Here is a 13,503-nt window from a genome sequence, read left to right as displayed (position 1 = left end):
CGTCGACGGCATCGTCGAACCGTTCCGCAGTACTCTACTCGAACGTCCTCGCCCGCCTGCGCAAACAGATTGCCCTGGGACGGGACCGGTCGTCGGCGCCACGACCAGGAACGGACCGGCACCACTAACTCCCGGCCGCGACCAGTCACGCACATGACCGAGCGCGGGAAGATCGACCGCACCTTCTTCGACGACGTCGTCTACCCGAACCTGGGTGCCGAGCGCGACGACGTCGCCCTCGGACCGCACCACGGCGTCGACTTCGGCGTCCTCGACGTGGGCGGCCGGGCCGTCGTCACGGCGACCGACCCCGTCTCCATCCTCCCCGACCTCGGCTGGGAGCGCGCCGCCCGGTTCGCGCTGGGCGTCGTCCTGGCCGACGTGGCCGTCTCCTCGATACCGCCCTCGCACCTCGCCATCTCGTTCTCGCTCCCGCCCGAGATGTCCGACGAGGCGTTCGCGACCGTCTGGACGACGATGGCCGACGACCTCGAAGACCTGGGGACGAGCGTCCTCGCCGGCCACACCGCACGGTACGCCGGATGCACGTTCCCCTGGGTCGGCGGCGCGACGGTCCTCGGCGTCGGTGACCACGCCGACGTGGTCCGGCCGGACGGCGCACGTCCCGGCGACCACCTGCTCGTCACGCACGGACCGGCCGTCGAGGCGACGGCGCTGTTCGCCGCGCTCTTCCCCGACGCCATCGACCTGCCCGACGACCTGCTGGCCCGACAGGCCGAGCGCCTCCCCGGCACCGAGCACGTCCGCGACGCGCTGGTCGCCGGCGCGGCCGGTCCCGTCACCGCGATGCACGACGCGACCGAGTGTGGCCTGCGGGGCGCACTGGTCGAACTCGCCAGGGGCGCCGGCGTCCGACTCGACGTGGACTCGACGGCGACGCCCGTCTCGGACGAGGCCGCCGCCATCTGCGACGCCCTCGACATGGACCCATGGGCGGCGACCACCAGCGGGAGTCTGCTCGTCACGGTGCGACCCGACGGCGTCGAGGCCGTGGTCGAGGCACTGGAACGGCGGGGGACGCCAGTCGCCGACGCAGGCCTCGTCCGGGAGGGCGAGGGCGTCTACGTCGACGGCGAACGCGTCCGCCACCCCGAGGAGGACCCGGCGTGGCGCGTCTGGGAGACGCTCTCGGGTGCGTAGCGGGTCACGCCGACTCGTCGACGGCGACGCGCCCCGAGAGGTCGCGTTTCGACGCCGGACTGATGGTGATGCCCGCGCCCTCCAGTCGCGTCTTCACCTGCCGGGCGTACGCCGACCTGACGAAGACCGCCTCTCCGGGGTCGGGTTCGGTCAGCCAGTAGTCGCTCCGGAGGACGACGGCGTCACCGCCGAACTCCTCTACGTGGACGGTCGGACTGGGACTCTCGGCGATGCCGTCGACCGCGTCCGCCGCCTCTCGGAGGTGAAAGAGCGCCTCGTCCACGTCGTCCTCGTAGGCGATACTCACCCGGTCGACGATGCGGGCCCGGCCGTGGCCGAACGGGCGCGTGACGGACTGACTCGTGAGGTGGGTGTTCGGGATGGTCACGAGAGCCCCGTCGGGCGTCTGGACGCGCGTCACGCGGAGCGTGATGGACCGGACGGTCCCCTCGCCGTCGTCCCACTCGATGTAGTCGCCGACGTTGAACTCGGGGTCGGCCACGAGGACCAGGCCGCTGACGAGCGACCCGACGACCGTCTGGGCCGCGACGCCGAGCGCGAGGGTCGCGGCGGCGACGATGAGCGCGGACGACTGCAGGAATCGGCCGTAGCCGGCGGTGCTCATCCCGGCGAGGACGGCGACCAGGAGCACCAGCAACCGGACGTAACGGGTCATCGCCTCCTGAACGGTCCGGTTGTTCCGGTTGCGAGTGCGCACGATGCGACCGACGACCGGTTCGACGACGTACCAGCCGAGAAGGGCGACGACGAGGAACGCGGCGAAGAACCACGCGAGACGGACGACGAGTGACCAGTAGCCCACCAGTTCCTCGGGTTCGACACCCGGTGGCGGCGGTGTGGTCTGAACCACGACCGCGGCGTCCAGGACCATTACCGTGAAATAACGTGTCACACCACCAAAAGTCCGTGTGACGACGGGCCCGGGCGTAGCGGGCACGGACCACTTAACTCGGCAGGGGGTGAAATGCCGACCATGCCAGTGGTGCTGCCCAGCGAGATAGTCGTCGAGCGGTTCCTTCCGACGGCTCGGGCCATGCTCGTCGCCGAACTCGCGGAACGGGGGCTGACGCAGCGCGAGGTCGCCGACCACCTCGGGGTGACGCAGGCGGCGGTGAGCAAGTACCGGAGCGGGGACGTGACCGTCGAGGAGCGGTTCAGCGAGGACGCCCGGATGGTCGCGACCATCGAGCGCGTCGCGGACGGACTGGCCGACGGCGGGATGGACCACTACGAGGCGCTGGCGGAACTGGTCGCGCTCGTCGAGGAGTTCGAGGACCGGGGGCCCATCTGTGCCGTCCACGAGGACGTGATGCCCGCGCTCCGCGGGATGGGCTGTGACCTCTGCGTCCGGGGACCCGACAGCGGCCTCCTCGCCGAGCGCGAGGTGCTCTCGACCGTCCGCGAGGCGGTCCGGACGCTCTCCGGGTCGCCGTCCGTCGTCGACCACGTCCCGAACGTCGGAACGAACGTCGCGATGGCGCTCCCGGACGCCGAGGACGTGGGTGACGTGGCCGCGATTCCGGGACGCCTGCACGCCATCCGGGGGCGACTCGACGTGCCGGGGAGCCCCGAGTTCGGGGCGTCCCAGCACGTCGCGACCGTGGTCCTCGCCGCGACCGCGACCGACCCCGAAACGCGCGGCGCGGTGAACCTCAGGACCACACCGGAACTGCTCGAAGCAGTCCGGGAGGCGGGACTCGACCCGCTGTCGTTCGACGCCGACTACGAGGGCCGGGCGAGACGCCTGCGCGAGCGCTTCGCAGAGGCGGGCGTCCCGCGCGTCGCCTACCACGAGGGCGACTACGGCGTCGAACCCATCCTGTACGTCCTCGGACCGACCGCGGTCGACGCCGTCGACCTCGCCGTCGACCTGTGCGACCGCGCCGACGCCTGACTCACGCGCCGGTGGTGCTCGTGGCAGGGACCCCACCCACGAGCCACGTCGGACCCGGGTGAGCGGAAAGACTATGAGCGAAGTACAACACTACCTCGACATGAACGAGCGCCAGACGGTGGTCGCCAGCCTCGTGGCGGCCGTCGGACTCGCCGGCGCGACCAGCGTGGCGACGGGGCAGCCGACGCTGTTCTCGCAGACGCCGCTGGGCGTCGCCATCTACGCCTTCGTCGGCATCGCGGTCCCCCAGCACGTCCTCGCCACCCGGACCGGCTCCGACGTCCGACGCGGCCTGTCGGGCATCGCCGGTGCCGGGGCCGTCGTCGCCCTGCTCGCTGGCTACGCCCGCGGCGGCGTCAACGACCCGTGGTCGTTCGGTTTCACGTCGCTCATGCTCGCCATCGTCCTCGGCGGCCTGTTCGGGAGCGTCCTCCGCGAGTTCTGGGCCGGCTACCGGGCCGCCGCCGTCGAGCAGTCGCGCTGAGGAGGGTCGAGAGCAGGTCGAACCACTGCCGCCGAACCGAGGTGGACTGGTCGTCGCACCGCCCCACCACCGATTTATACTACCGTGTAATACCGTCGGGTATGCACGACCGTCAGCCAGCGGACCGACGGCCAGCACCGGACGGACGACCGGTCGCACTCACCGTCGCCGGGAGCGACTCCGGCGGTGGCGCGGGCGTCCAGGCGGATATCCAGACGATGGCCGCCCACGGCGCGTTCGCGACCAGCGCGATCACGGCCGTCACCGCCCAGCACACGCGTGGCGTCGAGTCGACGCACGTCCTCCCGACCGGCGAGGTGGCGGCACAGATAGACGCCGTCGTCTCGGACTTCGACGTCGGCGCCATCAAGACCGGGATGCTCGGGACCGCGGCCGTCGTCGAGACCGTCCACGACCGGGCGTCGGCGGTCGACGCGCCACTCGTCGTCGACCCGGTCATGGTCGCCACCTCCGGAGACCGACTGCTCGACCGAACTGCCGAGGCCGCGTACGAGGACCTCGTCTCCGCGGCGACGCTGGTCACGCCCAACGTCGACGAGGCCGCCGTCCTCACCGGTGCCGACCCCGTCGACGTCGAGTCCGCCCGTGTGGCCGCCGAGGAACTCGTCGAACTGGGCGCCGACGCCGCGCTGGTCACGGGCGGTCACCTCGACCAGGCCGCCGACGGCGTCGTCGACGTCCTCGTCACCGGCGACGGGGCGACGGTCGTCGACCACCCCAGCATCGTCGACGCCGCGACCCACGGCTCGGGCTGTACCCTCTCGGCCGCCATCGCGGCCAGACTCGCGGGCGGCGACGACCTCGTCACGGCGGTCGAGGAGGGCGTCGCCTTCACCGCCCGGGCCATCCGGTACTACGCGAACGTCGGCACGGGCCCCGGTGCGGTCAACCACGTCGTCGACGCCAGGAACGAGGCCGCCGCCCGCGAGACGCTCAGCGCCGTCGAATCCGTCGTCGACGACCTCGTCGCCGCAGACGCTCGCGCGCTTGTCCCCGAGGTCGGGACGAACGTCGTCGGGGCGCTCCCGCACGCCGAGACGGTCCCCGAGACCGTCGGCGTCGACGGCCGACTCGTCCGCCGTCACGACGGCGTCCGTCCCACCGGTGGAGTACGCTTCGGTGCGTCCAGTCACGTCGCACGCTTCCTGCTCTCGGCCCGCGAGTACGACCCCGCCCTCCGGTTCGCGCTGAACTGCCGGTTCGACGAGGACGTGGAAGCCGCCGTCGCGACCCTCGACTGGCCCGTCGCGGCGTACGACCGCGAGTCCGAACCCGACCCGGCGGTCGAGGACAACACGATGGGGTGGGGTGCCCGGCAGGCGTTCGGCGACGCGACGACGCGCCCCGTCGCCGTGTTCGACCGCGGCGCCGTCGGGAAGGAGCCGATGTGCAAACTCGTCGCCGAGGACGCCGCGACGCTGTCTGCGCGTGCGCTGGCGCTGCTGGAAACGGTACAGGAGTGAAACGAGTCCGACCGGAGAACGGAGCTACGCCAGCTGGATGTCGTCGACGTCGAAGTGTCGCGCCGCGAGTCGTCGCGCCGCGTCGATGTTGCGGCCGTCGACCCCGATGGCGACGCCCGTGTCCTCCTCCGCCACCTCGGCGTAGGCGACCGTGTCGCCGTTCTCGCTGATGGTGACGTGGTACACCGCCGCCGGTGCGAGCGCGTTCGCCACGAAGTCGGGTGCGGTGGCCGCGTCCTCGACCAGTTTCACGTCGCGGCCGAGTCGCTCCTCGAACTCGCGGACGTGCTGTCCACCCGGACCGATGGCGGTCCCCATGTCGCCGGCGGCGACGAGGACGACGACCCGGTCGTCGTCGACCAGGCAGTCCCGGCCGGTCGCCTCGGTCACCTCCTCGAACAGCCCGAGTATCTGGCGCGCCTCGTCGGACAGCGTGACCGCCATCAGTCCGCCTGCTCGGTCTCCCTGGTGATGGAACCCATCCGGAGGTTCACGTCGCCGGTGCCGAGCTTGATGGGTTTCCCGACGATGACGTTCTCGGTGACGCCGTTGAGGTCGTCCACCTCGCCGTGGATGGCCGCGTCGAGCAGGTGATTGACCGTCACCTCGAACGCCGCCCGGGCCAGGACGGACTCCTTCGACCCGGAGATGCCGTGACGGCCGATGGACTCTATCTCGCCGCGGTTCGTCATGATGTCCGCCACGAGCATCAGGTGGCGGACGTTCACGTCGTCGAGGCCCTGCTCTTCCAGGGTGTTCTTCGTCTCCTCGATGATCGTCTCGCGGGCGGCCTCGATGCCGAGTTCCGAGTGTATCTCGTGGATGTTGTTACACGTCGTCCGCGAGGCGTCGACGCCCTCTATCGTGAGCACGTCGCCGAAGGCCGACCCCTCGGTGTAGAGGACGAACTCCTCGGTGCCGTCGTCGAGTTCCTCCTTGCGGATGACGACCCGGGATATCTCCTCGATGCCCTTGAACGTCACGTCGCGCAGTTCCTCGACCAGCTGGAGCAGGTCGCGATAGGACGGTTCCTCGGGACCGAACTGGATGTCGGTGCCCTGCTGGACGGTCTCGACGCCCAGCGAGTCCTCGATTATCTCGGCGACCTCGCCAGCTATCTCGTCGGTGCTGTCGACGGTCGGCCAGCGCTCCTGCAGCGTGTCCGGGTTCAGGCTGACCTGGACGCGCATGTCGGCGACGTTCGTCGAGATGTCACCGAGTGCGAGTATCTTCGTCGCCTCTATCTTCCAGACGACCTCGTGGGCCTTCTCGCGGTCGGTCGCGTACTCCTCGTCGAGGTGGACCGTCATCATCGGCGTGTCCGGCGTCTTCCGGGCGTCCACGAGTTCGATGAGTCGCGGCAGCCCCTGGGTGACGTCGATCTCCGCGACGCCCGCGAAGTGGAACGTGTTCATCGTCAACTGCGTCCCCGGTTCCCCGATGGACTGGGCGCTGACGGTCCCGACGGGGTCGAGCGGGTCGACCCGCGTGTCCAGGTAGCGGTGTTCGACCGCGCGGGCGATCTGGTCCGCCTGCTCGACCGAGGCGCCGCGCTCGTCGACCGTCCGGTACACCTCCTCCTTCAGCCGGTGCGGCAGTTCGGTGTCCTCGACGACCGCCTCGACGTCGGGGGAGACGTCGAACTCAGTCATCGGACTCCACCTCCGTCAGGAGGTCGGGGTTCCGACGTGACTCCCCGTGTTCGGAGAGGTTCGTCGGGCGCGCCTTGGCCCCGAGGAACTCCTGTTTCGCCTCCTCGTCCTCGAACTCGGCCTCGATGACGCGGTCGGCGATCTGGTCGACGTCGATACCGTGCTCGTCGTCGTAGGCGACCTTCGTCGGCGACGTGCCGTCCTCGCCGAACTCGAACTGGACGACGGTGTCGCTGGTGTCGCGCACCGTGCCGTCGTACTGGGTCTCCAGTTCGGACAGCGCGTTGATGAGGCGACGCTGGAGGTACCCGGACTTGGAGGTCCGGACCGCCGTGTCGACCAGCCCCTCGCGGCCACCCATCGCGTGGAAGAAGAACTCCCGCGGGGTCAGACCGCCGGTGTAGGAGTGCTCGACGAAGCCGTGTGCCTCCGCACTCAGGTCGTTCTTCTGGTAGTGGCTGAGGGTGCGGTCCTCGTAGCCACGGTTGATGCGCTCGCCCCGGACCGCCTGCTGGCCGACGCACCCGGCCATCTGGGTCAGGTTGAGCATCGACCCACGGGCACCGGAGTTGGCCATGACGACCGCCGGGTTGTCGTCGGCGAAGTGCTCCTCGGCGATGTCACCGGCGTTGTCGCGGGCCTTGCCGAGCGTCTGCATGACCTTCATCTCCAGGGTCTCGTCGACCGTCCGGCCGGGCAGGGACTCGAGTTCGCCCGCCTCGTAGGTCTCGATGAGGTCCTGGACGCGGTCGTAGGCGTCGTCGATGGTCTCGTCGATGCGCGCCTGTGCCTCCTCCGGGATGGTCTCGTCGTCGATGCCGATGGAGAACCCGAAGTGCATGATAGAGCGCATCGCCAGCGTCGCGACCTCGTTGATGAAGATGCGGGCACGCGTCATGCCGTACACCTTCGCGAGCGTGTCGACGACCTCGCCGCCGAACGCCCCGACGCCGTCCTCGTCGATGGTCCCCTCGACCAGCTGTCCGTCCTCGATGACGACGGTGTCGCCGGTGTTCGAGACGAACTCTAGGTTCAGGTCGTCGGGGAGCAGTTCCGAGAACAGCTGGCGACCGGTCCAGAACGGGGCGTCGTTGTCGTCGGTGCCGACCGGTTCGGGCAGTTCGTCGATGCGCGTCGCACGGAGCAGGTCGAGCGCCTGCGTCTCGTTGAACCGCGGGTTGTCGTGGGTGAGGAGGTAGGTGCCACTGATGTGGTCCTGGATGGCACCGATGATGTTCTCGCCCATGCGGGGGCTGAGAATCTGCTCCTGCACGCGCATGAGGACGCGCGCCTCGGCGCGGGCTTCCTCGTTCTGCAGGGCGTGCATGTTCATCTCGTCACCGTCGAAGTCGGCGTTGTACGGCGGGCAGACGACGGTGTTCAGCCGGAACGTCTTGTACGGCATCACGACGACCTCGTGGGCCATGATGGACATCCGGTGCAGCGACGGCTGACGGTTGAACACGACGATGTCGCCGTCGATGAGGTGCCGGTTGACCTCCCAGCCAGGTTCGACCTTCTCGGAGAGTTCCTCGCAGTTCTTCTCGGTCACCTTCAGGCGACGGCCGTCGGGCCGTCGAACGTAGTTCGCACCGGGGTGGCCCTCCGGGCCGTTGCGGACGTACCGGCGCGCGTCGGCGAGGTTCCGCTCGGTGACGTTCATCGTCTGGGTCATCTCGGTCGCGACGCGGTCCGGGACGCCCACCTCGTTCAGCGAGAGCGTCGGGTCCGGCGAGATGACTGTCCGTGCCGAGAAGTTGACGCGCTTTCCGGACAGCGAGCCACGGAACCGGCCCTCCTTGCCCTTGAGGCGCTGGGAGAGCGTCTTCAGCGGCCGGCCGGAGCGGTGTCGCGCCGGCGGCGTCCCCGATATCTCGTTGTCCATGAACGTCGTGACGTGGTACTGGAGCAGTTCCCACAGGTCCTCGATGATGAGCTGGGGAGCACCGGCCTCGCGGTTCTCCATGAACCGCTGGTTGATGCGGATGATGTCGACCAGCTTGTGGGTCAGGTCGTCCTCGGAGCGCTGGCCGTTGTCCAGCGTGATGGACGGTCGGGCGGTGACCGGCGGGACCGGCAACACCGTCAGTATCATCCACTCGGGCCGGGACTTCTCGGAGCTGATGCCGAGGACCTCGATGTCCTCGTCCGGGATGTCCTCGAACCAGTCGCGGATGTCGGAGGGCATCAGCTTGTTCATGTCCTCCTCGGTCAGGTCGATGTCGAGGGCCTTCTCCAGGGCCTTCCGGTCGGACTCGCGCGGGCGGAACTCGCCCGAGAGTATCTGGTTCACCCGGGAGAGCTCGATGCCCGTCTCGTTCGCGAGGTCCTCCCGACTCATCGGTTCGTCGTCGTCCTCCCCGGGCTGCATCGCGGCGGCGATGCGCTGGGAGTACTCGGACGTGAGCACCTGCTGGACCTCGTAGTACGTCGTCGGCTTCTCGTGCTGGATGTCGAACTGGACCTCGCCACAGAAGGGACAGCGGTCCTTCTTCCGGGCCTGGCGGATCGCGGCCTTCGTCACGTCGTTCAGGTCGCGACCCAGCTTCCGGGTCTGGTCGAGTTGCTTCCGGAACTCCTCGCGCTCGTCCTCCGTGAGGCAGAGCCGAGCACACTCCCGGCAGGTGCCACGGAGGAGGCGACGGATGAGCTTCGTGAACCCGACGTGGATGACGGGCGCGGCCAGTTCGATGTGACCGAAGTGCCCGTTGCACGACCCCGAGTGCTTTCCGCAGGTCTTGCACTCCAGCCCCGGGTCGATGACGCCCAGTCGCGGGTCCATCAGCCCCATGTCGATGGGGAAGCCGTCGTCGTCGTACGTGTCCGCCGTGATTATCTTCGTGGCGGACATCTCGCGGTACTCCTCCGGGTCCATCAGCCCGAAGTCTATCTCGCCGATCTCTTTGGGTGTCTGAGAGCTTGCCATGTTAGACTGCGTCCTCCAGTTCCAGTCGCGGTGCGATACCCAGCGCCTTCATCTCGTCCAGCAGGAGCTTGAAGGCGTAGCTCATCTCTATCTCGTGGATGTCCGTCTCCTCGCCACAGTTCGGACAGTAGACCCGGCGCTGGTCGACGTTCTCGACCGCGCTCATGCCACACTGACCGCAGATGTGGATGAACTCGCGGTCGGACTCGTCGAGCAGGCGCTCCTTGAGCGCCATCGCCGCACCGTGTCCGATGAGCACGTCGCGCTCCATCTCCCCGACGCGCAGGCCGCCCTCCCGGGCGCGACCCTCGGTCGGCTGGCGCGTCAGCACCTGCACCGGACCGCGCGACCGGGCGTGGAGCTTGTTCGAGACCATGTGGTACAGCTTCTGGTAGAAGATGACCCCGACGAAGATCTCGGCGTCGATCTTCTCGCCAGTGACGCCGGAGTAGAGTATCTCCTTGCCCGAGGACTTGAAGCCGACGTCCTCGAGGCCGCCGCGGAGTTCGCTCTCGTCCTCGCCGGTGAACGGCGTCCCGTCGACGCGCCGTCCTTCGAGCGCGCCGACCTTGCCGCCGAGCATCTCCAGCACGTGGCCGACCGTCATGCGCGACGGGAGCGCGTGCGGGTTGACGATGAGGTCGGGGACGATCCCCTCCTGCGTGAACGGCATGTCCTCCTGGGGCGCGATGTGGCCGACGACGCCCTTCTGTCCGTGCCGGGACGCGAACTTGTCCCCCAGTTCGGGGATGCGCTCGTCGCGCACCGACACCTTCGACAGCTTCGACCCGTCCTCGCCCTCCATCAGCGTGACGGTGTCGACGACGCCGGACTCGCCTGAACGCATCGTCACGGAGGTCTCACGCCGCTTCTGCGGGGAGAGACCACCCATGTCGTCGGGTTCCTCGAGGAACCGGGGCGGCGACGTCTTCCCGAGCAGCACGTCGTTCTCGCCGACGCGCGTCTCGGGGTTGACGAGGCCGTCCTCGTCGAGGTGCGTGTAGGCGTCCTCGCCGCGTGCGCCGCGGACGTCCTGGCTCGGGATCTCGAAGCGGTCCTCCTGACCGCCGGGGTAGCGCCGTTCCTCGCCCTCGTACGTCCGGAAGAAGTGCGAGCGAGCGAGCGCGCGGTCGACCGACCCGCCGTTCAGGACGAGCGCGTCCTCGATGTTGAACCCCTCGTAGCTCATGACGGCGACGACGAAGTTCTGTGCCGCCGGCCGGTCGTCGTACCCGATCTGCTCGGTCGTCTGGGTCTTCACCATCGAGAGCTGGGGGTAGTGCAGCAGGTGCTGGCGGGTGTCCGGGCGGATGCGGTAGTTCGCGCTCGGCAGCCCCAGCGACTGCTTGATCATCCCCGCACCCATCGTGATGCGCGGGCTCGCGTTGTGTTCCGGGTACGGAATCATGCCCGCACCGATGCCGAAGATGAGCTGCGGGTCGACCTCCAGGTGCGTGTGGTCCTCGTCGAGGTCCTCCTCGTCGACGGCGACGTAGATGTCTTCCTCCTCCTCGGCGTCGATGAACTCGACGTAGCCGTGCTCGACGAGGTCGTCGAACTCCAGTTCGCCGTTCTCGACGGCCTCGAACTCCTCCTCGGAGATGAGCGGTTCGCCGTCCTCGACGACGAGCAGTGGGCGACGGGCGCGGCCGGCGTCGGCGTTGACGATGACCTCGCGGGTGCGGTCTTTCACCGAGACGTTGACCATCTCGGAGATGTCGCCGAGGCGACGGGCCTCGCGAATCTGCTCTGCCAGCTGGTGCGGTTCGGGATGTGTCCCGACCAGACTCCCGTTGACGTATACCTTCGCTTCGCGCTGTTGACTTGCCATGTATTAGTCGTCCGCAGGGTGTTCCTGTCCTTCGAGCCCGGGGATACCCTGCACCCCCATCGACGCCAGCTCCCGTTTGAGACCCTGTTCGTCCTCGATGTTCTGTGACAGCTCCATCGCCTGGGCGAAGTTCTTCACCAGCCCACAGTTCGGCCCCTCCGGCGTCTCGGAGGGACAGATGCGACCCCACTGGGTCGCGTGCAGGTCGCGCGCCTCGAAGTGCGGTTGCGACCGCGAGAGGGGACTGCGCAGTCGGCGCAGGTGCGACAGCACGCCCATGAAGTCCGTGCGGTCGACCAGCTGGGAGACGCCCGAGCGCCCACCGACCCAGTTACCCGTCGCGATGGGGTGTTCGAGGCGCTCCGTGAGCACGTCGGACCGAACGACGGTGCTGACCGAGAGCTGCCGGTTCCGCATGTTGGCGCGTTCGAGCTGGTACTTCACGTCGCGTGCCAGCTTGTTCAGCGCCGTCCGGAACAGGTCCTTCATCAGGTCGCCGCTGACCTTCAGGCGCTTGTTCGCGTAGTGGTCCTTGTCGTCGGAGTCCCGGCGCTGGAGCGCGAGTTCGAAACACGCCTCGGCCATCCGGCAGAGGTAGTACGCCTTGTTGATGCGCACGTCCTCCTCCTCGACGCCGTCCTCGTGGAGGTGCGGCAGGAGGTACCGGTCGATGACGTAGTTGGCGCGCTTGAGCTGGTAGTTCTTGCCCTGCCCGCTGGCGACGCGCTTGCCCAGCGTCTCGATGGCCTCCTCCTGGGTCTGGACCTCCGCCGCCTCCAGGTTCTCCAGCATGTACTTCACGACCTCCGGGTCGTCGCTGACCCGGTGGACGATCTCCTCGTCGGATTCCAGGCCGAGTGCGCGAACGAGGGTGACGAAGTTGATGCTCCCAGACACCGACGGGAACGACACTTCGAGCAGGCCCTCGCGGTTGCGCTCGGTCAGGACGAGCGCCCGGTAGCCCCGGCGCTGGCTGAACGTCTTCGCGACCTGGATCTCGTCGCCGTACTTCGTGTCGTACTCGGCGAGGATCTTGTTCGGTGCGAGGTCCTCGCTCGTCATCAGCACCCGCTCGGATCCGTTGACGATGAAGTAGCCACCCGGGTCGGCGGGGTCCTCGCCGATCTCGATGAGTTCCTCGTCGGAGAAGCCCGCGATGTTACACTTCTCCGACCCCACCATGATCGGCATCCGGCCGATCTTCGTCTCGGTCGAGTCGACGACCCGCTGTTCGCCCTCCTCGCCCTTGACGATGGACATCTCCATGAACACGGGCGCGGAGTACGTGATGTTGCGAAGCCGGGCCTCCTGCGGGTAGAGCAGTTCCTCGGAGCCGTCGGCCTCGCGGACGCGCGGGGTGACGACGCGGACGTCGCCGAGTTCGACGTGGACCGGCTCCTCACCCTCCTTGTCACCGATGTCCGTGTCGATGGTCTCCTTCTCGTCGACGACGCGCTGCATGCCCCGCGTCAGGAACGCGTTGAACGAGCGGAAGTGGTGTTCGGCGAGTCTGTCCTTCGAAAAGTACTCCCTCGAGATTGCGCGTCGGTTCTGTCGTTCCATTAGTTCAGTCCACCACCAGTCGGTACACTACGGCTGTGTCTGTTGTGCGCGATTCTCGGATTATCTTCACCACGTCCCCCATCTCCGCCTCGTCCGGGAGCGCGGGGTCGGTACGCTTGATCTTGGGAAGGTCCGTCCTGTCGATGTCGTACTCGGAGAGCACGTCGCTCAGTTCGTCCTCGTCGAGGACGACGTGTTCCGGTACGAGTTCGTGTTGGCTTACGTCTACCATGGTTGTGTCTGGCCGGAGAGAGAAGCTGCGGTCACGAGATACTACAGGCCACTATAGGCGGCAACCATTTAACGTTTGCCAAGTAGCTTCGAAGCTATCCGCTACTCGATTCCGCCGCGGCGGCGGCGGTGGCGAACTCGCACCCGAATCGACGCGGCCAGATTCAGTTCGTCCTGACGATTGCGCTACTTGCCTAAAGCGTTTGTGCCGAGGTGAGCACCCACACACGTCCCACGATTGGAAAGGCTTAAACGT

Annotated in this window: 11 protein-coding genes; 4 read left to right on the top strand and 7 right to left on the bottom strand. The window is 68.0% G+C overall.

Translation table 11 applies throughout. The annotated features are described in order from the left end of the window. The first annotated feature begins 153 nt into the window (after window positions 1-153). Window positions 154-1,161 carry an AIR synthase-related protein gene (locus ACSC1W_RS00320; protein ID WP_435344376.1) on the top strand — a complete coding sequence of 336 codons (1,008 nt, stop codon included), beginning with the start codon at window positions 154-156 and terminating at the stop codon, window positions 1,159-1,161. A gap of 4 nt (window positions 1,162-1,165) precedes the next feature. Here the strand turns inward: ACSC1W_RS00320 and ACSC1W_RS00315 are convergent, their stop codons facing one another. Further along, window positions 1,166-2,053, bottom strand: coding sequence for a mechanosensitive ion channel family protein (locus tag ACSC1W_RS00315; RefSeq protein WP_435344374.1), 888 nt, complete (start codon window positions 2,051-2,053; stop codon window positions 1,166-1,168). 102 nt (window positions 2,054-2,155) lie between these two features. Between ACSC1W_RS00315 and ACSC1W_RS00310 the strand changes: the two genes are divergently transcribed. The 3 genes from ACSC1W_RS00310 (at window position 2,156) to thiD (ending at window position 5,044) form a co-directional block, all read left to right on the top strand. After that, window positions 2,156-3,076 carry a thiamine-phosphate synthase family protein gene (locus ACSC1W_RS00310; protein ID WP_435344372.1) on the top strand — a complete coding sequence of 307 codons (921 nt, stop codon included), beginning with the start codon at window positions 2,156-2,158 and terminating at the stop codon, window positions 3,074-3,076. A gap of 73 nt (window positions 3,077-3,149) precedes the next feature. Then, entirely contained in the window at window positions 3,150-3,560 is a 411-nt protein-coding gene (locus ACSC1W_RS00305; RefSeq protein WP_435344371.1) for a hypothetical protein, read from the top strand. 101 nt (window positions 3,561-3,661) lie between these two features. Further along, a complete protein-coding gene (thiD, locus tag ACSC1W_RS00300) occupies window positions 3,662-5,044 on the top strand; it encodes a bifunctional hydroxymethylpyrimidine kinase/phosphomethylpyrimidine kinase (protein ID WP_435344369.1) in 1,383 nt (460 codons plus the stop codon). 24 nt (window positions 5,045-5,068) lie between these two features. On the opposite strand, the gene ACSC1W_RS00295 is transcribed toward thiD, so the two are convergent. Genes ACSC1W_RS00295 through ACSC1W_RS00270 form a run of 6 tightly spaced genes read right to left on the bottom strand, consistent with a single transcriptional unit; the run spans window position 5,069 to window position 13,248 of the window. Beyond that, the gene (locus tag ACSC1W_RS00295) at window positions 5,069-5,488 is read right to left on the bottom strand and encodes a NusA-like transcription termination signal-binding factor (protein ID WP_435344367.1); all 420 of its coding nucleotides are present in this window, start codon (window positions 5,486-5,488) and stop codon (window positions 5,069-5,071) included. After that, on the bottom strand, window positions 5,488-6,696 hold the full coding sequence (gene rpoA2 / locus ACSC1W_RS00290) for a DNA-directed RNA polymerase subunit A'' (protein WP_435344365.1): 1,209 nt from the start codon (window positions 6,694-6,696) through the stop codon (window positions 5,488-5,490). The genes ACSC1W_RS00295 and rpoA2 overlap by 1 nt, the downstream gene beginning before the upstream one ends. Then, complete coding sequence (locus tag ACSC1W_RS00285) at window positions 6,689-9,622, bottom strand: DNA-directed RNA polymerase subunit A' (protein ID WP_435344363.1); 2,934 nt, start codon at window positions 9,620-9,622, stop codon at window positions 6,689-6,691. The genes rpoA2 and ACSC1W_RS00285 overlap by 8 nt, the downstream gene beginning before the upstream one ends. 1 nt (window position 9,623) lies before the next feature. Beyond that, window positions 9,624-11,453: a DNA-directed RNA polymerase subunit B gene (rpoB, locus tag ACSC1W_RS00280; RefSeq protein ID WP_435344361.1), complete on the bottom strand. Its 1,830-nt coding sequence runs from the start codon at window positions 11,451-11,453 to the stop codon at window positions 9,624-9,626. A 3-nt stretch (window positions 11,454-11,456) separates the two neighbouring features. Beyond that, complete coding sequence (locus tag ACSC1W_RS00275; protein ID WP_435344359.1) at window positions 11,457-13,016, bottom strand: DNA-directed RNA polymerase subunit B''; 1,560 nt, start codon at window positions 13,014-13,016, stop codon at window positions 11,457-11,459. Window positions 13,017-13,020: 4 nt separating this feature from the next. Beyond that, window positions 13,021-13,248, bottom strand: coding sequence for a DNA-directed RNA polymerase subunit H (locus tag ACSC1W_RS00270; RefSeq protein WP_435344357.1), 228 nt, complete (start codon window positions 13,246-13,248; stop codon window positions 13,021-13,023). Between the last annotated feature and the right edge of the window lie 255 nt (window positions 13,249-13,503).

Source organism: Haloarchaeobius marinus (assembly GCF_051207415.1).
In the GTDB taxonomy this organism is placed as follows: Archaea; Halobacteriota; Halobacteria; order Halobacteriales; family Natrialbaceae; genus Haloarchaeobius.
This window is presented reverse-complemented; position numbering and strand designations above follow the sequence as displayed.